Genomic DNA, 25785 nt, shown 5'->3' with positions numbered 1-25785 from the left:
ATTCAGCGCAAGAACCCACGAAAGGGGCCTCGCCTTTTGCCCCATTCCTCGAATAGTCTGGCGTCATATGAAGAATTCTTCGAAGGAATATGCGCGAATGTCAGTGGATGCGACCGATCGGCGTATTCTCGAGGCGCTGCAACGCAAGGGGCGTATGTCCAACGCCGACCTGTCCGAACAGGTGAACCTCAGCGCCTCTGCCTGCCACCGCCGGGTGCAGCGGTTAGAGACCGAAGGGTATATCAAGGATTATGTCGCCTTGCTTGATGCGCGCAAGATGGGCGTGTCGACCACGGTCTTCGTCGAGATCACCTTGCAAGGGCAGGCCGACGAGGTGCTGGATGCCTTTGAAAAGGCGGTGCGCCGCATTCCTGACGTGCTGGAATGCCATCTGATGGCAGGCACCGCCGATTACATTCTGAAGGTCGTGGCCGAAAACACCGAGGACTTCGCCCGCATCCACCGTCAGCACTTGGCGCGTCTGCCCGGTGTGGCGCAGATGCAGTCCAGCTTTGCCTTGCGCACGGTATTCAAGACGACGGCCTTGCCGGTCTGGGGAGAGAAATGAGCAACTGGGATTACATCGTCGTCGGCGCAGGCAGCGCCGGCTGTGTCGTGGCCAAACGCCTGAGCGACGCAGGCCACCGCGTGCTGGTCCTTGAAGCGGGCGGCAAGGACAATTACCACTGGGTGCACATCCCGATGGGCTATCTTTATTGCATCGGCAATCCGCGCACCGACTGGATGTACCGCACGGCACCCGTGGACGGGCTGAACGGGCGGTCGCTGCTCTATCCGCGCGGCAAGGTGCTGGGCGGCTGTTCTTCGATCAACGGCATGTTGTATCTGCGCGGTCAGGCGGCGGATTACGACGGCTGGCGGCAGATGGGCCTTGCGGGCTGGGGCTGGGACGACGTGCTGCCTTACTTCCTCAAGTCCGAGGATTACGTTGATGGCCCTTCGGACATGCACGGCTCGGGCGGCGAATGGCGGGTGGAAAACCAGCGCCTGCACTGGGACCTGCTGGACGACTGGATGGAGGCCGCAGCGGCCTGGGGCCTGCCCAAGGTCACCGATTTCAACACCGGCGACAACGAAGGTGTGGGTTATTTCCGCGTCAACCAGCGGAGCGGCTGGCGTATGAACACCGCCAAAGCGTTCCTGCGCACCGCCACGGGCAAGACGCTGAAGGTCGAAACGCAGGCGCACACCCGCCGCATCCTGATCGAAGAGGGGCACGCGGTGGGCGTGGAATACGGCCGTGCGGGCGAAACGCATCAGGCGCGGGCGGGTGCCGAGGTGATCCTCTGCGCAGGTGCGGTCAACAGCCCGCAGATTCTGCAATTGTCGGGGCTAGGGCCGGGGGCGCTGCTGCAAGAGCACGGCATCGACGTCGTACATGACGCGCCGCAGATCGGGGCCAACCTGCAGGACCATCTGCAACTGCGCTGCGCCTGGCGGCTGACCCGCGCCAAGACGCTGAACACGATGGCCAGCAGCCTCTGGGGCAAGGCGATGATCGGCATGGAATACGCCCTGCGCCGCAGCGGCCCGATGTCGATGGCCCCCAGCCAGCTCGGTGCCTTCAGCAAGTCGCGACCCGATCTGGCGACGGCGGACCTTGAATATCACGTGCAGCCGCTCTCGCTCGAGGCTTTCGGGCAGCCGTTGCATAATTTCCCGGCGATTACCGCAAGCGTCTGCAATCTGCGCCCGCAAAGCCGTGGTACCATACAGATTGCATCCGCCGATCCGCATCAGGCCCCTGTGATCGCGCCCAACTACCTGTCGACCGAAGGTGACCGCCAGGTGGCCCGCGATGCGATCCGGCAGGTGCGCGCGATCATGGCCCAAGACCCGATGCGACGCTATGCGCCCGAAGAGATGAAACCGGGCGCACAGGCCCAGACCGATGCCGAACTGGCACAGGCGGCGGGCGATGTGGGCACCACGATCTTTCACCCCACCTGCACCGTGCGGATGGGCGGCGACGATGCCCCGCTGGACGCTCAGATGCGCCTGCGCGGCGTCGGCGGCCTGCGCGTGGTGGACGCCAGCGCGATGCCCGCGATCCCCAGCGGCAACACCAACGCGCCGACGATCATGATGGCGGAAAAGGCCAGCGACATGATCCTGGCCACCGCCCGAGGCTGAATCGCGACCCCCTGAAACGACAAACCCCCGCAGGCTATGCCATGCGGGGGTCCGAAACTTGAACCAGCTTACGCCGGGAATGACTTACATCATACCTTCGCGTTGAGCTTTCTTGCGTGCCAGCTTGCGGGCACGGCGGATCGCTTCGGCTTTCTCGCGTGCTTTTTTCTCGGAGGGTTTCTCGAACTGTTGCTTGAGCTTCATTTCACGAAACACCCCCTCGCGCTGAAGTTTCTTCTTCAGGGCGCGCAGCGCTTGATCGACGTTATTATCGCGAACACTAACCTGCATGTGGTTTTCACCACCTTTCTAAGTTGAGTTGCAAGGATTTGCAGGAACAGCGTGTGTAACAAACATGCAGTGCCATGTCCAGTCCGGCCCCTCCCGAAGCCCTCTGCAATGGAACAGGCCCGCAGGTTGCATCGTTACACCTTCGAATTGAAAGAGGAGGGTTCCATGTATTTCCGACGCAACCAGTTCACCGCCACGACCGCCATTCTCGCAGGTCTTTTTGCACTCTCGGCACAGGGCGCTGGCGCGCAATCGCGCTGCGGTGCAAGCTACGAGATCGAGCGTGGCGATACGCTCTACAGCATCTCGCAGGCCTGCCGCGTGTCGCTGAGCCGCATAATGGACCTGAACCCCACGTTGAACAATCCGCGCGACATCGCCGTCGGGACCGAGCTGCGGCTGGTGTCCAGCGCCGACAGCGGTGACCGCACCCCTGCAGGCAGCGGCCAGCAGCGATATGAGGTGCAGCAGGGCGACACGCTGAACACCATCGCCCGTCGCCTGGGCGTCTCGGTCTTCGAGCTGATCGCCGAGAACGGCGAGTTCGACCCCGACGATCTGGACATCGGTCAGCTTCTGGGTGTTCCTGATGACCGCCCGAGTGCTCGCGTGATGATCTCGCCCAGTTCAGGCACGCAAGACAGCAGCGTGACGCTCAGCGCGCGCAACCTGCGCCCAAATGATTACGTGACCATCGGCGCAGGGCCGCGCGCGGCAGAGTGGAGCGCCTTGAGACAGGCGCAGACGGACGACGAGGGCCGCCTGAACGTCGAGGTGCCTCTGCCCGAGGCGGCTGATCCGGGCGAGAGCTTTATCTTCGTCGTGGATACCGACCGGGGCGTTACCTATAAATCCGATCCGTTCGACGTCACCCGCGAAACGCCCCGGCGCCTGACGCTGGAAGGACGGGTCGAAACCGGTCTGGAATGCCCCGAGCTGGTGACCCCCGATGGCGACCGTTATGCGCTTGCGGGCAACAACCCCCCGATCACCACTGGCGAATACGTGGAAATCTCGGGTGTCCGCGCCCCCGCCTATTGCGCCGCTGACCTGACCACCGTTGACGTCTACGACCTGCGCGAGGTCGCACCGCCGCCGGGCGATGACGCAAGCGGTTTCCAGGCCGAAGGCTGGGTGCGCGCCGGGACCGAATGCCCGCTGCTGGTGACGCCGTCAGGCGCGCGCTACGCGCTGACCGGCGACGGCGTTGACGGGGCCAAAGGCGAATACGTCGAGATACGCGGTGACCGCGCCGACATATCGTACTGCATGGAAGGCCGCGCCACCATCACGGTAGACCAGATCCGCGAGGTGACCGCGCCGCGCAATGGCGACGACGATCAATCCCTGACCCACGCCTATCTGGTCGGTGGCTGGACGGTCAAAGGCGGCGATTGCAACCGTCCCGATTTCGACATCACCGAAGCCGGAACAGGCTCCCTGCGGGTCGAAACCGGTCTGAACGGTGCCCCCCGGACCGGCTATGTGGAGCTGGGTGGCGATCCCGCGTTCATCTTTGATCAGCCCTACCGCGCGCTCGATCTGGAGCGGCGCGGCGTCGACGGGCTGGCCGTGATGCCACCTGCGGGCGGCGCGGTCCAACTTGGTGGTCGCACGATCGAGGGCGATGGCCGCGTCTTCATCAACTGCGGATGACACCGCCCAGGCCGACACCGGGCAAGGGAAAGTGGTTCCCTGCTGCCCGGTGTCCCTGTAAGCTTACCCTCGAAGGAGACCCCAGATGACAGAATTGACCGTGGAAGACAGGCTGCTGCAGGCGATTGCCCTGCACGTGCCCTTCGATGGGTGGAGTGCCCGCGCCTTTGACGCGGCGGTCGCAGACAGCGGCGTGGACAAGACGGTCGCCCGCGCGCACTACCCCCGCGGTGCCGTCGATCTGGCGCTGGCCTTTCATGCCAGGGGTGACCGGGCGATGATCGAACGGCTCAAGTCCGAGGACCTCAGCGCGCTGCGGTTTCGCGACCGTATCGCCGCCGCCGTGCGCTTTCGTCTCGAAGCGGTCGAGGACAAGGAAGCGGTGCGCCGCGCCACCACCCTCTTCGCGCTGCCGATCCATGCCGCAGATGGGGCCAAGGCGATCTGGGGCACCGCCGATGCGATCTGGACCGCGCTGGGCGATACCTCGGACGATGTGAACTGGTACACCAAGCGCGCCACGCTCTCGGGCGTCTACGGGTCCACCGTGCTCTATTGGCTGGGCGACGACAGCACGGGCCACCAGGCGACCTGGGCCTTCCTCGACCGTCGCATCGACAACGTGATGCAGATCGAAAAGGCCAAGGCGCAGATGCGCGACAATCCGGTGCTGTCCAAGCTGATGGCAGGGCCGAACCGCCTGATACAGTCGATACGACGTCCCGCAGACCGGACCGGCTTTCCCGGACGCTGGAGCGGCCCCGGCAACTGACGCTGCGTGCCGGACGGGCCCAGAACGTCACGGTGGTTCCGTCGCCGCCCGCGGCCTGCTAGCCATGTGCAAATGACATCAGAGAGGCCCCTATGACCCAGACCATGCGCGCGATCGAAATCACCAAGCCCGGCGGGCCCGAAGTGTTGCAGCCCACCGATCGCCCGATGCCGCAGGCAGGGCACGGTCAGGTTGTCATCAAGGTTGCCTTTGCCGGCGTCAACCGCCCCGATGCGCTGCAGCGCGCGGGCATGTACAACCCGCCCAAGTCCGCCAGCGACCTGCCCGGCCTCGAAGCCTCGGGCGAAATTACCCAAGTGGGCGCTGGCGTCAGCGACTGGTCCGTGGGCGACAAGGTCTGCGCCCTTCTGCCCGGCGGCGGCTATGCCGAATACGTGGCGACGCCTGCGGCGCACTGCCTGCCGGTGCCCGAGGGCATGGACATGAAACAGGCCGCCTGCCTGCCCGAAACCTTCTTTACCGTGTGGTCCAACGTCTTCACCCGTGGCGGCCTGAAGGGCGGCGAGCGGTTCCTGATCCACGGCGGGTCCAGCGGCATCGGCACGACGGCGATCCAGCTGGCCAATCACTTCGGTGCGCGGGTCTTCGTCACCGCCGGATCGGACGAGAAATGCGCAGCCTGCGTCGATCTGGGCGCGGAACGTGCGATCAACTACAAGACCGAGGATTTTGTCGAGGTGATGAAGGACCTCGGCGGTGCCGATCTGATCCTCGACATGGTCGGCGGCGATTACATCCCGCGCAACTTCTCGGCGCTGGCGGACGATGGCCGCCTCGTGCAGATCGCGTTTCTGCAAGGGCCCAAGGTCGAGATGAACTTTGTCCAACTGATGGCCCGCCGCCTGACGATGACCGGCAGCACCTTGCGCCCGCAAAGCGATCTGGCCAAGGCACGCATCGCCCAGGACCTGCGCGAAGCGGTCTGGCCGTTGCTGTCGGCAGGTAAGATCGCCCCGGTGATGGACAGCACGTTCGCCTTCGAGAAGGCCAGCGATGCCCATGCCCGCATGGAAGGCAGCACACATATCGGCAAGATCGTTCTGGAAATCGGTGGCGCATAAGGAGACCGCAACATGGCATTGACCGCACTCATCAAGGAGGCCGGAGGGCCGGAGAACTTCGTACTCGAAGACCGTCCCGTGGGCGATCCCGGACCGGGCGAAATCCGCATCGCGCACAAGGCCGTGGGCCTGAACTTCATCGACGTCTACCAGCGCACCGGGCTCTACCCGATGAAACTGCCCCACGCCCTAGGGATGGAGGCCGCCGGTATAATCGAGGCGGTCGGCGAGGGCGTGACCCATCTGAAAGTCGGCGACCGTGCCGCCTATGCCGCCCAGCCCCCCGGCGCCTATTGCGAAGCACGGGTGATGCCCGCCGCACAGGTCTGCCCGCTGCCGGACGACATCAGTTTCGAACAGGGTGCCGCGATGATGCTCAAGGGCATGACGGTGCAGTATCTCCTGCACCGCACCACGCCGCTGCAGATGAACGACACGGTGCTCTTTCACGCCGCCGCCGGTGGCGTCGGGCTGATCGCCTGTCAATGGGCCCGCTCCGAAGGGATCAAGCTGATCGGCACCGCCGGCACGGACGAGAAATGCGCCCTCGCGCTGGAACATGGCGCTGCACATTGCATCAACTACCGCACGCAGGACTGGGTGGCGCAGGTGCGCGAACTGACGGATGGCAAGGGCGTCGATGCAGTCATGGATGCCGTCGGCAAGGACACGTTCGACGGCTCGCTCGATTGCCTCAAGCCCTTGGGCATGATGATATCCTTCGGCAACGCATCCGGCCCGGTGCCGCCCGTCAATCTGGGCATTCTTGGCCCCAAGGGATCGCTGAAGATCACCCGCCCGACGCTGTTCACCCACATCGGCGACCACGAGACCTGTCAGAAGATGGCGCAGCACCTCTTCGACAAGGTGCTGTCGGGCGACGTGGATATCCGCATCGACCAGCGCTTTGCCCTTGGGGACGTGGCCGAAGCACACCGCGCGCTCGAAGCGCGCAAGACGACGGGCAGCACAATCCTGACGCTCTGACGGCCCTCAGGCGGGGCATATTTCTTTTGGCCTTAAATATCCCCGCCGGAGGCTTCCGAAACCCGCAGCTAGCGCACCGGATCGAAAATCGCGTCTTTCAGCGTGCAATCGCGCACGACATCCCGCCCGCAGGGTACAGGCTCCAGCGCGCGCGACAGGCAAAGGCGTGCCTCCTGTATATGCCCCGACCTGCAGGTGATGGTGATGCCATCGCGCTCGAACTCCGGGTTCGCCTGCAAGAATGCCTCTTCCACGACCGAGGCGGGCAGCTTCATCTGCGCGGTAATCTTGCGAAAGATCGGCGGGCGCACCACCGAAGCATAGGCCGCGCGCGACAGGGCATAGTAGGCGTCTGCACTCAGCCCCGTGCAGGTGCCGTGTTTCTTCCACTGATGCCAGGCCAGCCCTGATGTGCCCATGATATCAGCCATCTGCGCGGTCATGCCTTGCGATGGCGGGCGCTCCGACGTCTGGCAATAGGACGGATATCCGCGATGATGCTGCGGCCAAAGCCCGTGCAATATCCAGCCATGATCATGGCGCGCGTCACACTGCGGCGACCCACGCGCGTCACCCTCCAGCGCGCACCAGTTGGGCGACCACGACAGCGCCATCACATAGTAGTCGAATTCACCTGCCCTGTCGCTTTCTGCCCAAAGCGGCAGGGCCATCATCAGCCAGATCAGTGCTGCGCGCATTCGCCTCTTTCCTTATGCCCCTTGCACCAGTATATACGCCCGAAGTTCCCCGACAATGGAAACCGTTCTGCCCCGCAGGACAGCCTCTTTCAGGCGACGGGAAAGTTATGCTTAAAGGAGCGAGACAATGGCAAAACCGATCATGGCCAAGGCGACAGCCGTCTGGCTGGTGGACAATACGACGATCAGCTTCAAGCAGATCGCCGACTTCGTTGAAATGCACGAACTCGAGGTTCAGGGCATCGCCGACGGTGATGTGGCTGCAGGCGTCAAGGGCTTCGATCCCGTCGCAAACAACCAGCTGACGCAGGACGAAATCGAGACCGCCGAGAAGAACTCGCTCCACAGGCTGAAGTTGAAGTTCAACGCCGCCGCTCAGGGCGAAGAGAAACGCCGTGGTCCGCGCTACACGCCCTTGTCCAAACGCCAGGACCGCCCCGCCGCGATCTATTGGCTGGTCAAGTTTCACCCCGAACTGGCCGACAGCCAGATCTCGAAGCTGGTGGGCACCACCAAGCCGACCATCCAGGCGATTCGCGAGCGGACGCACTGGAACATCGCCAACATCCAGCCGGTCGATCCGGTGGCGCTGGGTCTGACCAAGCAATCCGAACTGGACGCCGCCGTGCAGAAAGCTGCAGCCAAGAAAGCCGCGGAAGGTGCTGTCATGACCGACGACGAGCGCCGCAAGCTGGTCAGCACCGAGCAGAGCCTCGGCATGGACGCGGAGCCCAAAATTCCCACGGCGATTGAAGGTCTCGAAACGTTCAGCCTCTCCAGCAATGACGAAGAAGACGACCGCAAGAAAAGCGATCACCTGGACGCGGGCAACCTCTTCAACCTGCCCGAAGGCCATGACGAAGACGAGGACGACGAACAGTCGTAAGCTTTTGCACCACAGCTATTTTCGGGCGGTTGGAGCGATCCTGCCGCCCGTTTTTGTTGGGGCTGACGTGACGCAGAAAATCGCCCAGATCCAGAAAATGACCGTCAGGGGAAATTAGGTATTGCACGAATCTGCAATGCGTATAAACGGCCCCTCACAGACGCCAACGCACGCGCCTCTGGCCGGTCAGTTCACCTGACTGACCCGCGTTTATGTAGCGACGGTAACGTCTCTGATTATCAACCCCGCCCTTTGATGGGCGGTTGTCCATTGGAGATGGCCATGAACGTTACACACCGCGGCTTTGCCCGTGCATCTGATGCTATTTCACCTGACCGTGCCGCTGCCTATATCGCCAGCCGCGATTTCGAGCGTCCCACGCTGGTGCTGGACCCGATGCGCGTGGCCGCACAGTACGACGCGCTGGCCGATGGCCTCGGCGGTGCCCGCATCCACTATGCCGTGAAGGCGAACCCGCAACCCGAAATCATTGGCACCCTCGTGGCGCGCGGATCGCGTTTCGACGCGGCCAGCCGTGCGGAAATCGAGCTTTGCCTCAGCCAGGGTGCGGAAGCCTGCGATATCTCCTTCGGCAACACCATCAAGAAAGTCTCGGACATCGCGTTCGCCTATGGCGTGGGCATCGACCTCTTCGCCGCCGACGCGGAAGAAGAGCTGCTGAAACTGGCGGAGCACGCCCCCGGCGCTCGCGTCTACATCCGCGTGATCGTCGAGCATTCGCAAGCCGACTGGCCGCTGAGCCGCAAATTCGGCTGTGCTGCGTCGAAAGTCGTGCCGCTGATGGACATGGCGGTCGAGCTGGGCCTGCGCCCGGTCGGCATTTCGTTCCACGTCGGCAGCCAGACCCGCCGCGCCTCGTTCTGGAACCCGGTTCTGGACGAAATGGCAAAAGTCTGGGCGATGGCACGCGACGCGGGCCACGACCTGACCGTGCTGAACCTGGGCGGCGGTTTCCCCGCATTCTACGGTGAAACCATCGACGCGCCGCGCAGCTATGCCGCCGAAGTCATGCAGGAAGTCCGCACCCGTTTCGGCACCGTCGACTACGTGATGGCAGAGCCGGGCCGTGGTCTGGTCGCCGAAGCCGGTCACATCGCCGCCGAAGTGCTGTTGGTCTCGCGCAAGTCGGACGACGACATGCACCGCTGGGTCTATCTGGACATCGGCAAGTTCTCGGGCCTGGCCGAAACCATGGACGAAGCGATCCGCTATCAGTTCGCCACAGGCCGTGACGACGATGAAATGGGTCCCTGCGTGCTGGCCGGTCCGTCCTGCGACAGCGCGGATGTGCTTTACGAAAAGCGTCCGATGATGTTGCCTGTCAGCCTGAAAGCCGGTGACAAGGTGATGATTCGCAACTGCGGTGCTTACACCACCACCTATGCGACCATCGGTTTCAACGGATTTCCGCCGCTGGATGTGATCGTTCTCTGAACGGTCGATCGCGCGGAATAGGGTCGTCTGCTTTGGGAGGGGCAGGCGACCTTTTTTCTTGAATTACAAGAGGCTCAGACAGGTTTGCGGGCGCGAAAGGCTGCGGTGATCGTACCGTCGTCAAGGTAATCCAGCTCACCGCCGATGGGCACGCCCTGTGCCAATGTGGTCAGCGTCACGCTGCCCTCAAGCTGGTCTGCGATGTAATGCGCGGTGGTCTGCCCGTCGATCGTGGCGTTCAGCGCAAGGATCACTTCGCGCACGTCTTCGGCGTCGATCCGGTCGATAAGACGCGGGATGCGCAACTCTTCGGGGCCGACGGCGTCGAGAGCGGACAACGTGCCGCCAAGCACGTGGTAGCGCCCCTTGAACATGCCCGAGCGCTCCATCGCCCATAGATCCGCCACATCCTCGACCACGCACAGCTCGCCGTTCTGGCGCTTGTTCGAGGTGCAGATATCGCAGACGTCCGTGGTTCCGATGTTGCCGCAGTTCAGGCATTCGCGCGCTGTGGCGGCAACCGTCTGCATCACGTCTGCCAAGGGCGTCAGCAGCAGGGCGCGCTTGCGGATCATGTGCAGGACCGCACGGCGCGCCGACCGGGGCCCGAGGCCCGGCAGTTTCGCCATCATCTCGATCAGGGCGTCGATGTCGTCGGTCGAACTCACAAAGCGGTCCTTGTCGCGCAATCCAACCCCGCAGGACCCTTGGCAAGACGGCCCTCCGGGGGGAGTTTAAGGGGCAAGATGAAGCCCGGTCAGAACGGCAGCTTCATGCCCGCAGGCAGGCCGAGCCCTTCGGTCATCTTGGACATTTCTTCCTGCGCCTTCTCGGAGGCCTTGGCCTGGGCATCCTTGATTGCGGCAAGGATCAGATCCTCGACCACTTCCTTGTCGTCGCTGTTGAAGATGCTGGGGTCGATGTCCAGCGCGGTCAGATCGCCCTTGGCCGTCGCGGTTGCCTTGACCAGACCCGCGCCAGATTCGCCGGTGACCATGACGTTTTGCAGGTCGTCCTGCATCTGCGCCATCTTGTCCTGCATTTCCTTGGCTTTTTTCATCATGCCGGCCATGTCGCCCAGCCCGCCCAGTCCTTTAAGCATTGGTGTCTCCTTGGGTGTGTCTTTGATCTGTTATGTGATGCTGCACCCCTGCCGGGGCAAGGGGTCAGTCTTCTTCGAAGGGGTCCCATTCATCCTCGACCTCGGGCAAAGCTTCGCCCTGGGCTTCCGCCGCGATGTCTTCGGGCGTGCGAATGCGGGTGATCCGCGCCTTGGGGAATTGCGCCAGTACGGCCTGCACCAGCGGGTGGGCCTCGGCCTCGGCGCGCTGTTCCAGCTCGGCGGCATCGCGGACGTCCGCGATGGTCTTGGCGCCGCCATCGTTGACGATGATCACGGCCCAGCGGTTGCCGGTCCAGGTTTGCAGCCGCGCGCCCAGCCGTTGTGCCAGATCTCGGGGCGCATCATGCGTGGGAACGAACTCGATCCGTCCGGGTTGATAGGCGGCCAGTTGCAGCGAGGTTTCCACGTCGATCAGCAACTTGCCGTCGCGGTTGGTGCGGATCAGCTCGACAACGTGTTCGAAAGTCGGGAAGCGGGCAAGCGCGCTGTCGGCGTCGACTGCCAGGGCCGCCGTCGGCCCGCCACCGCCGCCGGGTGCAGCCGGGCGGGCGCTCTGGGCGTAGGCTTGCGTGGCAGCCCCCGCCGCCCCGCCGCCGACAGAGCTGCCAGTGCCGCTGGGGGCAGGGGGCGGCGCGCTGTTGAGCTTGCGCACCAGTTCCTCGGGCGTGGGCAGGTCGGCCACATGGGTCAGGCGAATGATCGCCATCTCGGCGGCCATCATCGCATTGGGGGCGGCGGCGACCTCGTCCAGCGCCTTGAGCAGCATCTGCCAGAGGCGTGTCAGCACCCGCATCGGCAGGTTTTCGGCCATCGTCTGCCCGCGCTGCCGTTCGTCGGGAGAGACCGTGGGGTCTTCGGAAGCCTCGGGCGTGATCTTGACCACGCTGACCCAATGGGTGATCTCGGCCAGATCGCGCAGCACCGCCATCGGGTCGGCCCCGTCGGCATATTGCGCGCCCAGTTCGGTCAGCGCGCCCGCCGCATCGCCGCGCAGGATCATGTCCAGCAGGTCCAGCACGCGGCCCCGGTCGGCCAGCCCCAGCATCGCGCGCACCTGTTCGGCGGTGGTCTCGCCCGCGCCGTGGCTGATGGCCTGATCCAGCAATGATGTCGCATCGCGCGCCGACCCTTCGGCGGCGCGGGTGATCAGGGCCAGCGCGTCGTCGGCAATCTCGGCGGTCTCGGCCTTGGCGATCTTGCGCATCAGCGCGATCATCACCTCGGGCTCGATCCGGCGCAGATCGAACCGCTGGCAGCGCGACAGCACCGTCACCGGCACCTTGCGGATTTCGGTGGTGGCAAAGATGAACTTGACGTGGGCGGGCGGCTCTTCCAGCGTTTTCAGCAGCGCGTTGAACGCACTGGTCGACAGCATGTGCACTTCGTCGATGATGTAGATCTTGTAGCGGGCCGAGGCCGCGCGGTAGTGGACCGAATCGATGATCTCGCGGATGTCGCCGACGCCGGTGCGCGATGCGGCGTCCATCTCCATCACGTCCACATGGCGGCCTTCCATGATCGCCACGCAATGCTCGCACTTGCCGCAGGGCTCGGTTGTCGGTTTGCCCGCGCCGTCCAGACCGATGCAGTTCATCCCCTTGGCGATGATCCGCGCCGTGGTGGTTTTGCCGGTGCCGCGGATGCCCGTCATGATGAACGCCTGAGCGATGCGGTCCGCGTCGAATGCGTTCTTCAGCGTGCGCACCATCGCGTCCTGACCGACCAGATCGGCAAAGGTCTCGGGCCGGTACTTGCGGGCCAGAACCTGATATTGAACGGGGACTGTATCGGTCATGGCAACCTTGCTGGATTCGAGTGACCGGCCAAACCTATGTGCTGGGCGCGGCGGCGTCTACCGCACAACCTCACAATGACCACAGGATGACGCCTGTGCCGATCCCGCCCAGGCTCATCATCAGCGCCACGATCATGAAATAGCGCGGTGTCTTGATCGACGCCTCGCGCTGTTTCAGACGCTGGTGTGTGCGTTTCGCCTGGCGCTGTGCCGACCAGAACATGAAGATCGCACCTGCGATGAATATGGTGGCGACGGCTTGGGCGACCCACTTCGGCTCGAATGCGCCGAAGACCGCCTTGAGCCCGATGGCGACGGCGATGGCACCCATCCCGGTGCGCATCCAGCCCGCGAACGTGCGTTCGTTGGCCAGACTGGTGCGGTCTTCCGCCCAGTCGGTACGTTCTTCGGCCAAATCGGTTTTGTCTGACATTGCGCTTATGTGGTGCAAGGAGAGGGGGCTGACAAGCGGCCGCTGCGTTGAAACGGCCATGCCCCTCGCGGCGCAAGGGAGGCAAGGTGAGAGATTGGACAACGACCCAAGCGGGACTCGTTACGGCTGCTTCCTTCCGGATCTGACCGGGTTGGCGAGGCGCTCGCCCGCGCCAACCTCTCAACGCCCCATATAGGGAAGGACGTGGGGCATGGCAACCATCTGACTAAAGCGAGATGCGCAGTTTCAGAAATCCGTCGTCGGTCGTGCCGAGCGGCTGGGGGGCGTGTGCTGCGATCTGGTCCAGGTGATGGATCGCCTGCGGCGACGTGTGCACGATTGCGGAGACGCCCAGGCCTTTCTTGAAACGCCAGGTGTCGGTCGGCAACGGCGGCGGCGCTCCTTCGGCAAGCGCGTCGATGACCGCAGAGGTCAGCGTGGTGTCGGTGCGCAGGGCGATCCTGTCGGGCGCAAGGCCGGGAAACGCGCCGCCCCCTGCCAGACGAAAGCTGTTGGCGACCACCAGAAACCGCTGCCGGGGGTCGAGGGGCACGCCCTGCCACCGCGCGGTTGCGACCCGATGCGCGCTTGGGTCGATCAATCGGCCCGTGGGGGCATAGCGCGGCGGTTGCGTCGGGTCGAAAGTAACCTCGAGCCCATAGATCACGTCGAATTGGAATCCCGGCACGTCCGCGCGCATCACCATCTGGTCCGGTGGTGCGGGGCCAAGCTGGTTAAAGGCGACCGCACTGCGTTCCAGCCATTCCAGAACCTCGGCCCCCGTGGCGCAGGCGGCCCAGACCGTATCGCTGTAGGGCAGGGCAATCGACACCTGCCTGCGCGACACGGCACCCGGCGGCACGTTCAGGAAATTCTGCGCGCGCCCCGCACCGCCGCTGGCTGTCGTGCTGGCGGCCACAAGAACCGCCAATGCGGCCACGTCGGTGCCCCGCGCGGCGCGCGCGACGGTGCGCTTCATGCTGTGCGCCAGCAGATGCGTTGCGCCGTCAGCGCAGATATGGGCGAAAAAGCTGTGCAGATGCTCATCGGCGTGGCCGACGGGAGCGGCCATATGCGCTTCGGTCAGCGCGGATGCAGCATGGGTCGCGCGCAGGATGGCGGGATGCTCTGCGGTATCGTCGCCCGCCCTCTGTCGCGTGCTGTGGGCATGGCGCACCTGCCAGCCCGCGTCTGAGCGGACCAGTTGCAGGTCGATCACCCCCAGTGCGCGTGCGCCGAAACCGGCCATCACTGCGGGCACGCCGTGCAGGTGCCCGGTCCCGGCGTCGACGCCTGCAATACCATCATGGTCCGGCCCCGGCAGCGCCAGATGGGTATGCCCGCAGACAATCGCCGTCACATCGGGCAGCCGCGCGATGGCAAGCGCAAAGTTCTCGTGCCGGTCGGTGGCAGTGTCTTCGGCGATGCCGGTGTGCGCCAGAACCACGATCAGGTCGGCCCCTTCGGCCTTCATCTGCGGGATCAGCGCCGCAAGCCGCACAACCGGGTCGGAAAAGCGGTCTGCCTGCGCCATCCGTGCGAAATTCCAGATGCGGGTTTCCTCGGGCAGGACCGAAGTGACGCCGACGCAGATCGGATGCATCTGGCCATCGTCCCCGCGAATGTCATGCTGCAGCAGCGCATAGGGGCGCAGACATGGCATCGTTTCGGTTTCCAGATTTGCGCAGAGCACCGGACAGTTCAGCCCGCCCAACAGGCGCTGCGTGATACGCAGGCCATAGTCGATGTCATGGTTGCCCAGGCCAATGGCATCATAGCCCCCGAGGGTCAGGCAGTCCGCGACGGGATGCTGCGCCAGATGCGCCGGGGTGGTCATGACATCCGCCATCGCAGCACCCTGCAACAGATCGCCGTTGTCGACCGTCAGCACCAGCGCATCGGGGCGCGCGGCACGGGCCTGTTCGATCAGCGTGACCACCCGTGAAAGCCCGCCTTCGGGCCGCTTCACATCCAGCGTGTGATCATGGGCGGTCAGGTGCATGTGAACATCGCTGGTCGCCAGAATACACAGATCGGCAACGATCAAGGGTGCGCCCGTGGTGTCACGAAGTGGCAGCGTCAGCGATGTCATTGAAAACAGTCTTCAAGTAAAAATAAAAGCAATTGGGAAACCTTAGGTTGTGGCACCGTGGGGTCCAGAGGTTTTTCGCGGGATTGAACCCCTATGGCTCTCATGCAACAGGTAGGGCAGACCGCAGGAGACGATAAAATGAAGACCGCAGAGCAGGTGACTTTCGGAGGGTCCGCGCTGGACCGCGCAGGCGAGATACGGGCCAACCCCGAGGCGATGGCCGCCGCGCGGACGCATCCCGATGCGCGCGCAATCGTCTTGTGGCGGGGCAAGCCGCTGATCGTGCGCATCCGGCCCACGGTGCTGATGCGCCTGCCGATGGACCACCCGATCCTGCGCGATGCGGTGGAAGAGCCAATCTTTCTAGGCCGCGAGGACGGCGCGCCGCGCTTTGCCTTCGATGTGTCGAAATGGGAACCGGACCAGACCGACATGGCCGCGCTGGGCGGATTTTTGGACCCCAGCGAACAGCATCACCCGACGCTCGAAGACCTCGAAGTCTTTGCCGAACTGCGCCGGATCATGACCTGGCTCAGCCCGCGTGACGCGGAACTGGCGGCCACCGCCAAGGCGATCATCGGATGGCACGAAAGCCACCGCTTCTGCTCCAAATGCGGCGCGGCAAGCGAAATCGCCGATGCCGGCTGGAAACGCGATTGCCCCGCGTGCCACGCCAGCCACTTTCCCCGCACCGATCCGGTCGTGATCATGCTGATTACCCACGGCAATTCGGTGCTGATGGGCCGCTCGCCGGGATGGCCCGACGGGATGTATTCCCTGCTGGCAGGCTTTGTCGAGCCGGGCGAAACCCTAGAGGCCGCAGTGCGCCGCGAAGTGTTCGAGGAAAGCGGCATCCACGTCGGGCAGGTCGACTATCTGTCCAGCCAGCCCTGGCCGTTCCCGGCCTCGTTGATGTTCGGCTGTCGGGGCGTCGCGCTTAGCACGGAAATCAACATCGACCCGGTCGAGATCGAAGACGCAATCTGGGTCTCGCGCGAGGAAATGGTCCAGGCCTTCGCAGGCGAGCATCCCCGCATGTTGCCCGCCCGAAAAGGAGCAATTGCACAGTTTTTGCTGGAAAACTGGCTTGCAGACACGCTGGATTAAGAAGAAACTGTCGATATTCTTTAAAGACATCAGGGCGACACATGAAATTTTCCACCCGCGAGGATATTGAAGCCCCGATTGATGCAGTGTTCGACATGCTGTGCGACTTCGAAGGGTTCGAACGCTCGGCCATGCGGCGCGGTGCCGAAGTGCTGCGCACCGACAAGATGGACAATCCGGGCGTCGGAATGACCTGGGATGTGGCATTTTCGATGCGCGGCAAGATGCGCAACGTCAAGCTTGAGATGATCCGCTTCGAGCGGCCCAACGAGATGGTCATAGCCTATCGCTCGCCGGGGCTTGAGGGGACGTTTCAGGTGGAACTGATGGCGCTTTCCCGCAGCCGTACGCGGGTTGTTATCGCTTTGGAAATCCAGCCGCTGAACCTGTCGGCACGGCTGCTGGTGCAATCGCTGAAACTGGCAAAGACCTCACTGACCAATCGGTTCAAGCTGCGTGTCGCCGACTATGCCAAGGGCATGGAAGACCGGTACAAGCGCCAGGCCTGAACTCTGGCCTGATTATGGGCTCGATCACCCGCGCGGCAGCGTGAAGGTGAAAACTGTCCCGTTTTCGTCCGATTGCACCTGCATCCTGCCGCCATGCGCCAGTGCGATCTGATTGGCGATATACAGACCCAGACCCAGCCCATGCTGCTCCGAGTCGGGCTCCGAGCCGGAAAACGGCTCGAATATACCGGCCAGCCGTTCCGTCGAAATGGGCGTGCCGCCGTTCTTCACGGTGATCACCAGATCGTTGCCCACATCGCGCGCATGCAGATGCACAGGCGCGCTGCTGTCGCCGTGGGTTGCGGCGTTCGACAGCAGGTTCGATGCCAGCTGCGCGATCCGCATCGCGTCGGCCACCACCGGATCGGCGAAATCGAAATGGGTTTCGAACTCGGTATCAGGATGCGCCAGCTGGATTTCGTCCAGCGTGTGACGCAGCACCTTTTGCAACGAGACGTCCGAAGACGTGGCAAGGTTGATGCCGTTGCCCAGCCGCGCGCGGGCAAAGTCCATCATGTCGTTGATCAGCGCCGACATCCGCGCAACCGAATCCTGAATGCCGGTCATCAGCTGCTGTTTGTCCGCGTCTTCCTCGCGCCGCTGCAGCATGCGGGTCGCGGCATTGATCGCAGCCAGCGGATTGCGCAGGTCATGGCCCAGAATGGCGATGAACTGTTCGCGAAAGCGGGCCTCTTCCTCGCGGTTCTTCAGGTTGGCCCTGTTGCGTTTGTCTTCGGTCACGTCACGCGCGGAGCAGAAAAACCGGTCGCCTTCGGGCACGCAGTTCCATGAAAGCCAGCGAAAGCTGCCATCGCGGTGCAAATAGCGGTTTTCAAACCCCATGATCGGCCGACCCGTCTGGATCGTTTCGAAGGCCTGCGCAGTGCGCTCCACGTCATCGGGGTGCAACAGGTCCAGGAAATGCTTGCTTTCGACCTCGTCCGCGCGCCAGCCCAGCACCTTGTACCAGGCCGGGTTGGTGTTTTCGAACTTGCCGTTGATGCTGAGAACACCCAGAACCTCGGGAGTCACATGCCAGGTCAGACTGTATTTTTCAAAGGAATCAGGCATTTGGCAGGCTCAGGTCATGAATATCGTAACAGCAGGGCGGACGCCTGAGAACCATCTGCTGGCCAGGGTCGCGCGGCTGATCGAAAAAACACTACGATGCAGAAACGCTTGATGCAATTGGATATTCGGGGCCTGCGGCCAAGCCCCTGCACCCGCGCCTAGTTGCGCCCGTCCGCGGCCGGATAGACCCCCAGAACCTCGATCATGTTGGTGAAATAATCCAGTTCCTCAAGCGCGCGCGCCACGGCTGGATCGTCGGGATGCCCTTCGATATCGGCATAGAACTGCGTCGCGGTGAACGCACCGCCGACCATGTAGCTTTCCAGTTTGGTCATGTTGACGCCATTGGTCGCAAAGCCGCCCATCGCTTTGTAGAGCGCTGCGGGAATGTTGCGCACCTCAAAGACGAATGTGGTGATCATGCGGTCGCCGCGCCGGCTGTGATCGGCCTGGGGCGACATCAGCAGAAACCGCGTGGTGTTGTGGCCCTGATCCTCGATGCCGTCGGCCAGAACCGTCAGCCCGTGGATGTCCGCTGCCACGGTCGAAGCCAGCGCGCCCACGCCCATCTCACCGGCGCTTGCGATATCGGCGGCGGCCCCGGCGCTGTCGGCGGCAGCTTCGGCGGTGATGCCATGCGCGTCCAGAAACGCGCGGGCTTGCGGTATCAGCACCAGATGCGCGCGCACATGTTTGATATCGTCCAGCGTCTGGCCGGGGTTGGCCATCAATGCGATCCGCACCCGCACGAACGCTTCGCCCACGATGCGCAGCCCGGATTCGGGCAACAGCCGGTGAATGTCGGCGACGCGGCCATAGGTCGTGTTCTCGACGGGCAGCATGGCCAGGTCCGCAGCCCCGGATTTCACCGCGGCAATCACGTCCTCGAACGTCGTGCAGGGCACCGGGATCGCGTCGGGCCGCGCCTTCAGGCAGGCCTCGTGGCTGTAGGCACCCAGATCTCCCTGAAAGGCGATGCGGTCCGGCATGATAGATCCTTTGTCAGTGGGCCGCCCGGTCTTTGCGGGGGCAGGGCGATTGGTCGCGGTAACTACACCTTGCCACAGCCAAGGGGAAGCCGTAGAAACCGCGCCAAACCCATAGACGTGGATGCGAGACAAATGTTCGACACTATGACGATAACAAAGGTTGCAGGCGCCGTGTGCGGTGCGCTTCTTATTTTCCTGCTGGGCAAGTGGGCAGCCGAAGGCCTGTACCATGCGGAAACCCATGCCGAAGCGGCCTATGTGATCGAGGTCGCCGACAGCGCCGCCGAAGCGGAACCCGTCGAGGAAGTGAACTTCGACGAACTGCTGGCCTCAGCCGATATCGAATCCGGTGCCGGTGTGTTCCGCAAATGCTCGGCCTGCCACAAGCTTGACGGGTCGAACGGCACGGGCCCCCACCTTGATGGCGCCGTAAACCGCGATATCGCCTCGGTGGAGGGGTTCAACTATTCCTCCGCCCTGAACGACCTCGAAGGTGCCTGGACCCCCGAAGAGATAAGCGGCTTCATCGAAAACCCGCGCGGCTATGCGCCGGGTACGACAATGGGCTTCGCCGGTCTGCCCAAGCCGCAGGACCGCGCCGACGTGATCGCCTATATTCAAAGCGTTTCAAACTGATCTGATCCGCTTGTATCTGATTGACCAAAGGGCCGCTTGCACATGCAGGCGGCCTTTTTTGTCTCCTGCAGGGGTAGGGTACGGTCAATTTGCCGCCGCTCACGCAAACGCAACTTGTATCCGGTGCTGCTGGCCATTTAGCGTGAGCATGCCATATTGCTTTGCAACACGTCGCCGAACCGATCCCATCGAAAAGGACCGCTATCATGATGTCACGCCACCACCGCCGACCACAGGCCCGCGCCATCGCCAAGGCCCGCAGTGCCACATCGCAAAGGGGTCTTTGGGCGGCAGGGCTTACCGTGTTGCTGGCGTTGGGACTGGCCCTGCCAACCTGGGCCGAAAATCACGGCAGTGACGCGGACAGCGCGGCTGGTGCAGAGATCATCGAGACATACGGATATTCCTTCTACGGCGATCTAAGTTATCCCGAGGACTACAAGAATTTCTCCTACGTGAACCCCGATGCGCCCAAGGGCGGTGAGATTTCGCTGGGTGTGGTGGGCACCTTCGACAGCATGCACCCCTACACCCGAAAGGGGCGTGCCGGGGCGCTGTCGACGATCATGTACGAAAGCCTTCTGGGCGAGGGGCCGACCGGCGCTGCGGTGCCTGCGGATGTCTATGGCGAATCCTATGGCCTTCTGGCCGAGCGGCTGGAATATGACGCCGAAAAGAACTGGGTGATCTTCTACATGCGCCCCGAGGCGCGGTTTTCCGACGGCACGCCCGTCACCGCCCATGACATCGAGTTTTCGCACAACCTGCTTCTGGACGAGGGTTTGAAATCCTACGCCGATGCGGTGCGCCAGCGCATTCCCAAGGTCGAGGTCATCGACGATCACACGATCAAGTTCTACTTCACCCCCGGCATCTCGCGGCGCAGCCTGATCGACCAGGTCGGCGGCGTCCCTGCGTGGTCGAAGGCGTGGTATGAAAAGACCGGCGCAGGGCTGGACGAAAGCCGACTGGACGTCTCGCCCGGTTCCGGCCCCTACATGATCGACAGCGTCGATGTGAACCGCCGCATCGTCTACAAGCGCAACCCTGATTACTGGGGCGCCGACCTGCCGTTCAACGTGGGCCGCAACAATTTTGACCAGATCCGCATCGAGTATTTCGGTGACGACACCGCGTCGTTCGAGGCATTCAAGGCGGGCGAATACACGTTTCGCCGCGAAACGGATTCGCGCAAATGGGCGACGGGTTACGACTTTCCCAAGGTGGAGAGCGGCGCGATAAAGATCGAGAATCTGATTGACGGCGCGCCGCCCGCACCCTCGGGTATCGTGTTCAACCTCGGCTCCGAGCCGCTGAAGGACCGCCGGGTCCGTCAGGCGCTGGCGCTGGCCTTCAACTTTGAATGGACCAACGAAAGCCTGCAATACGGTCTGTTCAGCCAGCGTGCCTCGTTTACCCAGGACACCGAACTGATGGCGACGGGTGTGCCCGAAGGCGACGAATTGGCCCTGCTGGAGAGCTTCGGCGATCTGGTGCCGCAAGAGGTGCTGACGGAACCCGCACTTGTGCCCCACACTTCCAGTCCGGAGCGGCTTCTGGACCGCGGCAACCTGCGCAAGGCGATGCGTCTGCTGGATGATGCGGGCTGGGCCGTGGGCGATGACGGCATGCGCCGCAACGCCCAAGGAGAGCTGCTGAGCATCAACTTCCTGTTCAACTCGGCCGCGTCCGGCACATTGTCGGGCGTCATGGAAAACTACGTCTCGAACGTCGGCAAACTGGGCGTCGACATCACGTTGGAAAAGGTCGATGCGTCGCAATACACCAGCCGCGAGCGCGATCGTGACTATGATCTGGTCTATGATCAATACGGCGCGTTCCTGGGCGCGGGCACGGGTCTGATGCAGCAATACGGATCGGAAACTGCGGCGTTTTCACTGTTCAACCCCGCCGGTCTTGCCAGCCCGCTGGTCGATGCGGCCATTGATGCGGCGTTGAACGCAGAAACCCGCGAGGCGGAAGAGGCGGCGCTGATGGCGTTGGACCGCGCCCTGCGCTATGAATTCTTCATGATCCCGGTCTGGTACAATCCCAACCATTGGGTCGCCTATTACGACCAGTACGAACATCCCGAAACCATCCCGCCGTTCGAACTGGGTTATCTGGACTTCTGGTGGTACGATCAGGAAAAAGCCGACGCCCTGCGCGCGTCCGGCGCACTGAGGTAAACCGCATATGGGCGGCTATATTCTACGACGGCTGGCGTTGGTCCTTCCGACGCTGCTGGGCATTCTGCTGGTTAATTTCGTTCTGACGCAATTCGTGCCCGGTGGCCCGGTCGAACAGGCCATCGCCCGCGCCCAAGGCGGCGGCGACGTGTTCCAGGGTTTTGCCGGGGGCAACAACGACGCCGGAGGCATGGACGCGCTGAACACCGCGTCGGACAGCAAGTACATCGGTGCCCGTGGCCTGCCGCCCGAGTTCATAGCCGAGCTTGAACGCGAGTTCGGCTTTGACAAGCCACCCGTGGAACGCTTTCTGAACATGGTCTGGAATTACATGCGCTTCGACTTTGGCGAGAGCTATTTCCGCTCTGTCAGCGTGGTCGATCTGGTGATCGAGAAACTGCCGGTGTCGATCACCCTTGGCCTGTGGTCGACGCTGATCGCCTACCTGATCTCGATCCCCTTGGGCATCCGCAAGGCGGTCAAGGACGGCTCGCGGTTCGACACATGGACCTCGGGCGCGATCATCGCCGCCTATGCGATCCCCGGCTTTCTGTTCGCGATCCTGCTCCTGGTGCTGTTCGCGGGCGGATCTTATTGGCAGATATTCCCGCTGCGCGGCCTGACGTCGGACAATTTCGACACGCTCAGCGCCTGGGGCAAGGTCAAGGATTACGTCTGGCACATCACCCTGCCGGTACTGGCCAGCACCATCGGCGCCTTTGCCACGCTGACCCTGCTTACCAAGAACAGCTTTCTGGACGAGATCAAGAAACACTATGTCATGACTGCCCGCGCGAAGGGTCTGTCAGAGCGGCGCGTGCTCTATGGTCACGTCTTTCGCAACGCCATGCTGATCGTCATCGCGGGCTTTCCGGCGGTGTTCATCGGCGTGTTCTTCGGCGGCTCGCTGATCATCGAGACGATCTTTTCGCTGGACGGTCTGGGCCGTCTGGGGTTCGAGGCCGCGGTCGCGCGCGACTATCCCATTGTGTTCGGCACGCTGTTCATCTTCGGCCTGATCGGGCTGGTGGTCGGCATCCTGTCGGACCTGATGTATGTGCTGGTCGATCCACGCATTGATTTCGAGCGGAGGGAGGGCTGATGGTCCACGAAACCGATCCCGTCGTGCCTGAGCCGACACCGGGCGTCACGCCCGCCCCGCGCCGCAGTGCATTCGCGATGTCACCTCTGAACAAACGACGCTGGGCCAACTTCAAGAAAAACCGCCGTGCCTTGTGGTCGCTGTGGATATTCGCGGTGCTGTTCGGCTTGAGCCTGTTTGCCGAGTTCCTGGCCTACGACAAGCCGATCCTGGTGAGCTATCAGGGCGAATTCTACACGCCGATCTGGAACTTTTACCCCGAAACCGAATTCGGCGGCGATTTCCAGACCGAGGCCATCTACCGCGATCCGGAGGTGAAATGCCTGATCGCGACGGGCGGCATGGACGCGTGTTTCGACGACCCGGATGCGCTGATCCTGGATGCCGCCGATGGTGAAATCGCGGGTGAACAGATCCAGCGCGGCTGGGCGATCTGGCCGCTGATCCCCTATTCGTTCAACACCGCCGTCGACCGTCCGGGCGCTGCACCCTTGCCGCCCAACAGCCAGAACCTGCTGGGCACCGACGGCACCAAGCGCGACGTGCTGGCGCGGGTGATCCACGGCTTTCGCCTGTCGGTTCTGTTCACGCTGATCGTGACGGGCGCGGCCAGCATCATCGGGATCATCGCGGGCGCGGTTCAGGGGTTTTTCGGCGGCTGGACCGATCTGATCTTTCAACGGATCATCGAAATCTGGTCATCGACGCCCAGTCTGTACGTCATCATCATCATGTTCGCGATATTGGGGCGCAGTTTCTGGCTGCTTGTGTTTCTTCTGGTGCTGTTCAGTTGGACCGGCCTTGTGGGTGTGGTGCGGGCCGAATTCCTGCGCGCGCGCAACCTGGAATACGTGCGTGCGGCGCGCGCACTGGGCGTGGGCAACATGACGATCATGTTCCGCCACATGCTGCCAAACGCGATGGTGGCGACGCTGACGATGCTGCCGTTCATCATCACCGGCACGATCTCGACGCTGGCGATCCTCGATTTCCTCGGCTTCGGTCTGCCCTCTTCGGCCCCGTCGCTGGGCGAGCTGACATTGCAGGCCAAACAGAACCTGCAAGCGCCCTGGCTGGCATTTACTGCCTTCACCGTGTTTGCCGTGATGCTGTCGCTGCTGATCTTCATCTTCGAGGGCATCCGCGACGCCTTTGACCCGCGAAAGACGTTTTCATGACCGACCCGATCCTGAAGGTGGACAACCTGAACGTCTCGTTCCGGCAGGACGGTGCCGTGACGCACGCGGTGCGCGGCGTGTCGTTTACCGTGGCGCGCGGGGAAACCGTGGCGCTGGTGGGCGAAAGCGGTTCGGGCAAGTCGGTGTCGGCGCTGTCGACGGTGTCACTGCTGGGTGACAGTGCTGAGGTCACGGGGTCGGTGCGCTATGACGGGCAGGAAATGATCGGGGCGGATGAAGCGCTGCTGCGCAAGGTGCGCGGCAATGACATCTCGTTCATCTTTCAGGAGCCGATGACCTCGCTGAACCCGCTGCACACCATCGAAAAGCAGCTGACCGAAAGCCTGGCGCTGCACCAAGGCCTTGCGGGCAAGGCGGCGCGCGCGCGTATTCTGGAACTGATGGACAAGGTCGGCATCCGCGACGCCGAAAGCCGTCTGGGCGCCTATCCGCACCAGTTGTCGGGCGGGCAACGTCAGCGGGTGATGATCGCGATGGCGCTGGCCAACCAGCCCGACGTGCTGATTGCGGACGAACCGACGACGGCGCTGGACGTGACCATCCAGGCGCAGATCCTCGACCTGCTGGCCGATCTGAAGCAGACCGAAAACATGGGGATGCTGTTCATCACCCATGATCTGGGCATCGTGCGTCGCATCGCCGACCGGGTGTTCGTGATGCGCCACGGCGAAGTGGTCGAAAGCGGGCTGACGTCCGAGATTTTCGCCAATCCGCAGCACGAATACACCAAGATGCTGCTGGGGGCCGAACCCACCGGCGCGCCCGAGCCTATCGCCGCAGATGCGCCCGTGGTGGCCGAAACCGAACACCTGAAGGTTTGGTTTCCGATCCAGACCGGCCTGATGCGCCGTGTCACCGGCCACGTGAAAGCGGTGAATGACGCCAGCCTTACGGTGCGCGCGGGCGAGACCATGGGGATTGTCGGCGAAAGCGGCTCGGGCAAGACCACGCTGGCGCTGGCGGTCATGCGGCTGATCTCGTCCGAGGGGCGGATCGTCTACATGGGGCAGGACGTGCGCAAATGGTCCACCCGCGAGTTGCGCCGCCTGCGGTCGGAAATGCAGATCGTGTTTCAGGACCCCTTCGGGTCACTCAGCCCGCGGATGACCTGCGAACAGATCATCGCCGAGGGGCTGACGATCCACAAAGTGGACGCGCACCGTGATCGCCGCGAACTGGTCAGCGAAGTCATGGTCGAGGTCGGCCTCGATCCCGCGACGATGGACCGCTACCCGCACGAGTTTTCCGGCGGCCAGCGCCAGCGTATCGCAATTGCCCGCGCTATGGTTCTGCGCCCCAAGCTGGTCGTGCTGGACGAACCCACCAGCGCGCTCGACATGACCGTGCAGGTGCAGATCGTCGAGCTTTTACGCAATCTGCAAAAGAAATACGGGCTGGCCTACCTGTTCATCAGCCACGACCTGAAGGTCGTGCGCGCGATGTCGCATCAGGTGATGGTGATGAAACAGGGCCACGTGGTCGAACATGGCACCGCGGCCGAGATGTTCGACAATCCGCAGACAGAATACACCCAGACGCTGCTGCAAGCGACACACTGA

24 protein-coding genes and 1 other RNA gene are annotated in these 25785 nt (G+C 63.2%); 15 read left to right on the top strand and 10 right to left on the bottom strand.

Going from position 1 to position 25785, the window contains the following annotated elements; all coding sequences use genetic code 11:
• The first annotated feature begins 97 nt into the window (after positions 1 to 97).
• Positions 98 to 568, top strand: a complete 471-nt coding sequence (locus NTA49_RS00770) for an Lrp/AsnC family transcriptional regulator (RefSeq protein ID WP_261368082.1) — start codon at positions 98 to 100, stop codon at positions 566 to 568.
• Positions 565 to 2154, top strand: coding sequence for a GMC family oxidoreductase (locus NTA49_RS00765; RefSeq protein ID WP_258292738.1), 1590 nt, complete (start codon positions 565 to 567; stop codon positions 2152 to 2154). The genes NTA49_RS00770 and NTA49_RS00765 overlap by 4 nt, the downstream gene beginning before the upstream one ends.
• A gap of 84 nt (positions 2155 to 2238) precedes the next feature.
• Here NTA49_RS00765 and rpsU read toward each other — a convergent pair whose 3' ends face one another.
• On the bottom strand, positions 2239 to 2445 hold the full coding sequence (rpsU, locus tag NTA49_RS00760) for a 30S ribosomal protein S21 (protein ID WP_258292737.1): 207 nt from the start codon (positions 2443 to 2445) through the stop codon (positions 2239 to 2241).
• Between the two features lie 165 nt (positions 2446 to 2610).
• Between rpsU and NTA49_RS00755 the strand changes: the two genes are divergently transcribed.
• The 4 genes from NTA49_RS00755 to NTA49_RS00740 all read left to right on the top strand — a co-directional run bounded on the left by NTA49_RS00755 (position 2611) and on the right by NTA49_RS00740 (position 6942).
• On the top strand, positions 2611 to 4101 hold the full coding sequence (locus tag NTA49_RS00755; RefSeq protein WP_258292736.1) for a LysM peptidoglycan-binding domain-containing protein: 1491 nt from the start codon (positions 2611 to 2613) through the stop codon (positions 4099 to 4101).
• 85 nt (positions 4102 to 4186) lie between these two features.
• A complete protein-coding gene (locus NTA49_RS00750) occupies positions 4187 to 4873 on the top strand; it encodes a COQ9 family protein (RefSeq protein ID WP_258292735.1) in 687 nt (228 codons plus the stop codon).
• 92 nt (positions 4874 to 4965) lie between these two features.
• The gene (locus NTA49_RS00745; RefSeq protein WP_258292734.1) at positions 4966 to 5955 is read left to right on the top strand and encodes an NAD(P)H-quinone oxidoreductase; all 990 of its coding nucleotides are present in this window, start codon (positions 4966 to 4968) and stop codon (positions 5953 to 5955) included.
• Positions 5956 to 5967: 12 nt separating this feature from the next.
• A complete protein-coding gene (locus tag NTA49_RS00740; protein ID WP_258292733.1) occupies positions 5968 to 6942 on the top strand; it encodes a quinone oxidoreductase family protein in 975 nt (324 codons plus the stop codon).
• A 68-nt stretch (positions 6943 to 7010) separates the two neighbouring features.
• Here the strand turns inward: NTA49_RS00740 and NTA49_RS00735 are convergent, their stop codons facing one another.
• Positions 7011 to 7640: a ribonuclease T2 gene (locus tag NTA49_RS00735; RefSeq protein WP_258292732.1), complete on the bottom strand. Its 630-nt coding sequence runs from the start codon at positions 7638 to 7640 to the stop codon at positions 7011 to 7013.
• A gap of 127 nt (positions 7641 to 7767) precedes the next feature.
• Between NTA49_RS00735 and NTA49_RS00730 the strand changes: the two genes are divergently transcribed.
• The gene (locus tag NTA49_RS00730; protein ID WP_258292731.1) at positions 7768 to 8526 is read left to right on the top strand and encodes a DUF1013 domain-containing protein; all 759 of its coding nucleotides are present in this window, start codon (positions 7768 to 7770) and stop codon (positions 8524 to 8526) included.
• Between the two features lie 276 nt (positions 8527 to 8802).
• Complete coding sequence (locus NTA49_RS00725; RefSeq protein ID WP_261368053.1) at positions 8803 to 9981, top strand: type III PLP-dependent enzyme; 1179 nt, start codon at positions 8803 to 8805, stop codon at positions 9979 to 9981.
• Positions 9982 to 10055: 74 nt separating this feature from the next.
• Here the strand turns inward: NTA49_RS00725 and recR are convergent, their stop codons facing one another.
• From recR to NTA49_RS00695, 6 genes are all read right to left on the bottom strand, one after another.
• Positions 10056 to 10649: a recombination mediator RecR gene (gene recR, locus NTA49_RS00720; RefSeq protein WP_258292729.1), complete on the bottom strand. Its 594-nt coding sequence runs from the start codon at positions 10647 to 10649 to the stop codon at positions 10056 to 10058.
• Positions 10650 to 10738: 89 nt separating this feature from the next.
• A complete protein-coding gene (locus tag NTA49_RS00715) occupies positions 10739 to 11083 on the bottom strand; it encodes a YbaB/EbfC family nucleoid-associated protein (protein WP_258292728.1) in 345 nt (114 codons plus the stop codon).
• A 64-nt stretch (positions 11084 to 11147) separates the two neighbouring features.
• Positions 11148 to 12899 carry a DNA polymerase III subunit gamma/tau gene (locus NTA49_RS00710; protein WP_258292727.1) on the bottom strand — a complete coding sequence of 584 codons (1752 nt, stop codon included), beginning with the start codon at positions 12897 to 12899 and terminating at the stop codon, positions 11148 to 11150.
• 70 nt (positions 12900 to 12969) lie between these two features.
• Positions 12970 to 13332, bottom strand: coding sequence for a YidH family protein (locus tag NTA49_RS00705; protein WP_258292726.1), 363 nt, complete (start codon positions 13330 to 13332; stop codon positions 12970 to 12972).
• 84 nt (positions 13333 to 13416) lie between these two features.
• Positions 13417 to 13515, bottom strand: an RNA gene (gene ffs, locus NTA49_RS00700) — signal recognition particle sRNA small type.
• Positions 13516 to 13558: 43 nt separating this feature from the next.
• Positions 13559 to 15424, bottom strand: a complete 1866-nt coding sequence (locus NTA49_RS00695) for a 5'-nucleotidase C-terminal domain-containing protein (RefSeq protein ID WP_258292725.1) — start codon at positions 15422 to 15424, stop codon at positions 13559 to 13561.
• 138 nt (positions 15425 to 15562) lie between these two features.
• On the opposite strand from NTA49_RS00695, the gene nudC reads away from it, so the two are divergent.
• Both nudC and NTA49_RS00685 read left to right on the top strand, forming a co-directional pair.
• Positions 15563 to 16531 (top strand): NAD(+) diphosphatase, encoded by a 969-nt coding sequence (gene nudC / locus NTA49_RS00690; RefSeq protein WP_258292724.1) that lies wholly within the window; start codon positions 15563 to 15565, stop codon positions 16529 to 16531.
• Positions 16532 to 16572: 41 nt separating this feature from the next.
• Positions 16573 to 17040, top strand: a complete 468-nt coding sequence (locus tag NTA49_RS00685; RefSeq protein WP_258292723.1) for an SRPBCC family protein — start codon at positions 16573 to 16575, stop codon at positions 17038 to 17040.
• Between the two features lie 24 nt (positions 17041 to 17064).
• Here NTA49_RS00685 and NTA49_RS00680 read toward each other — a convergent pair whose 3' ends face one another.
• Positions 17065 to 18111 (bottom strand): PAS domain-containing sensor histidine kinase, encoded by a 1047-nt coding sequence (locus NTA49_RS00680; RefSeq protein ID WP_258292722.1) that lies wholly within the window; start codon positions 18109 to 18111, stop codon positions 17065 to 17067.
• Positions 18112 to 18269: 158 nt separating this feature from the next.
• Positions 18270 to 19100, bottom strand: a complete 831-nt coding sequence (locus NTA49_RS00675; RefSeq protein WP_258292721.1) for a prephenate dehydratase — start codon at positions 19098 to 19100, stop codon at positions 18270 to 18272.
• 132 nt (positions 19101 to 19232) lie between these two features.
• Here NTA49_RS00675 and NTA49_RS00670 point away from each other — a divergent pair, with 132 nt between their 5' ends.
• The 5 genes from NTA49_RS00670 (at position 19233) to NTA49_RS00650 (ending at position 25785) form a co-directional block, all read left to right on the top strand.
• Positions 19233 to 19736 carry a c-type cytochrome gene (locus NTA49_RS00670; protein ID WP_261368051.1) on the top strand — a complete coding sequence of 168 codons (504 nt, stop codon included), beginning with the start codon at positions 19233 to 19235 and terminating at the stop codon, positions 19734 to 19736.
• A gap of 209 nt (positions 19737 to 19945) precedes the next feature.
• Entirely contained in the window at positions 19946 to 21925 is a 1980-nt protein-coding gene (locus NTA49_RS00665; protein WP_261368081.1) for an extracellular solute-binding protein, read from the top strand.
• 7 nt (positions 21926 to 21932) lie between these two features.
• Positions 21933 to 23027 (top strand): microcin C ABC transporter permease YejB, encoded by a 1095-nt coding sequence (locus tag NTA49_RS00660; protein ID WP_258292718.1) that lies wholly within the window; start codon positions 21933 to 21935, stop codon positions 23025 to 23027.
• Positions 23028 to 23104: 77 nt separating this feature from the next.
• Positions 23105 to 24205: an ABC transporter permease gene (locus NTA49_RS00655; protein ID WP_258293185.1), complete on the top strand. Its 1101-nt coding sequence runs from the start codon at positions 23105 to 23107 to the stop codon at positions 24203 to 24205.
• A complete protein-coding gene (locus tag NTA49_RS00650; RefSeq protein ID WP_258292717.1) occupies positions 24202 to 25785 on the top strand; it encodes an ABC transporter ATP-binding protein in 1584 nt (527 codons plus the stop codon). Before NTA49_RS00655 ends, NTA49_RS00650 begins: the two co-directional genes overlap by 4 nt.

Origin of the sequence: Pseudosulfitobacter koreensis, from assembly GCF_024733015.1 — a bacterium.
GTDB classification, from domain to species: domain Bacteria; phylum Pseudomonadota; class Alphaproteobacteria; order Rhodobacterales; family Rhodobacteraceae; genus Pseudosulfitobacter; species Pseudosulfitobacter koreensis.
Note: the sequence above shows the minus strand (reverse complement) of the source record. Positions and strands in the feature narration are given on the sequence as shown.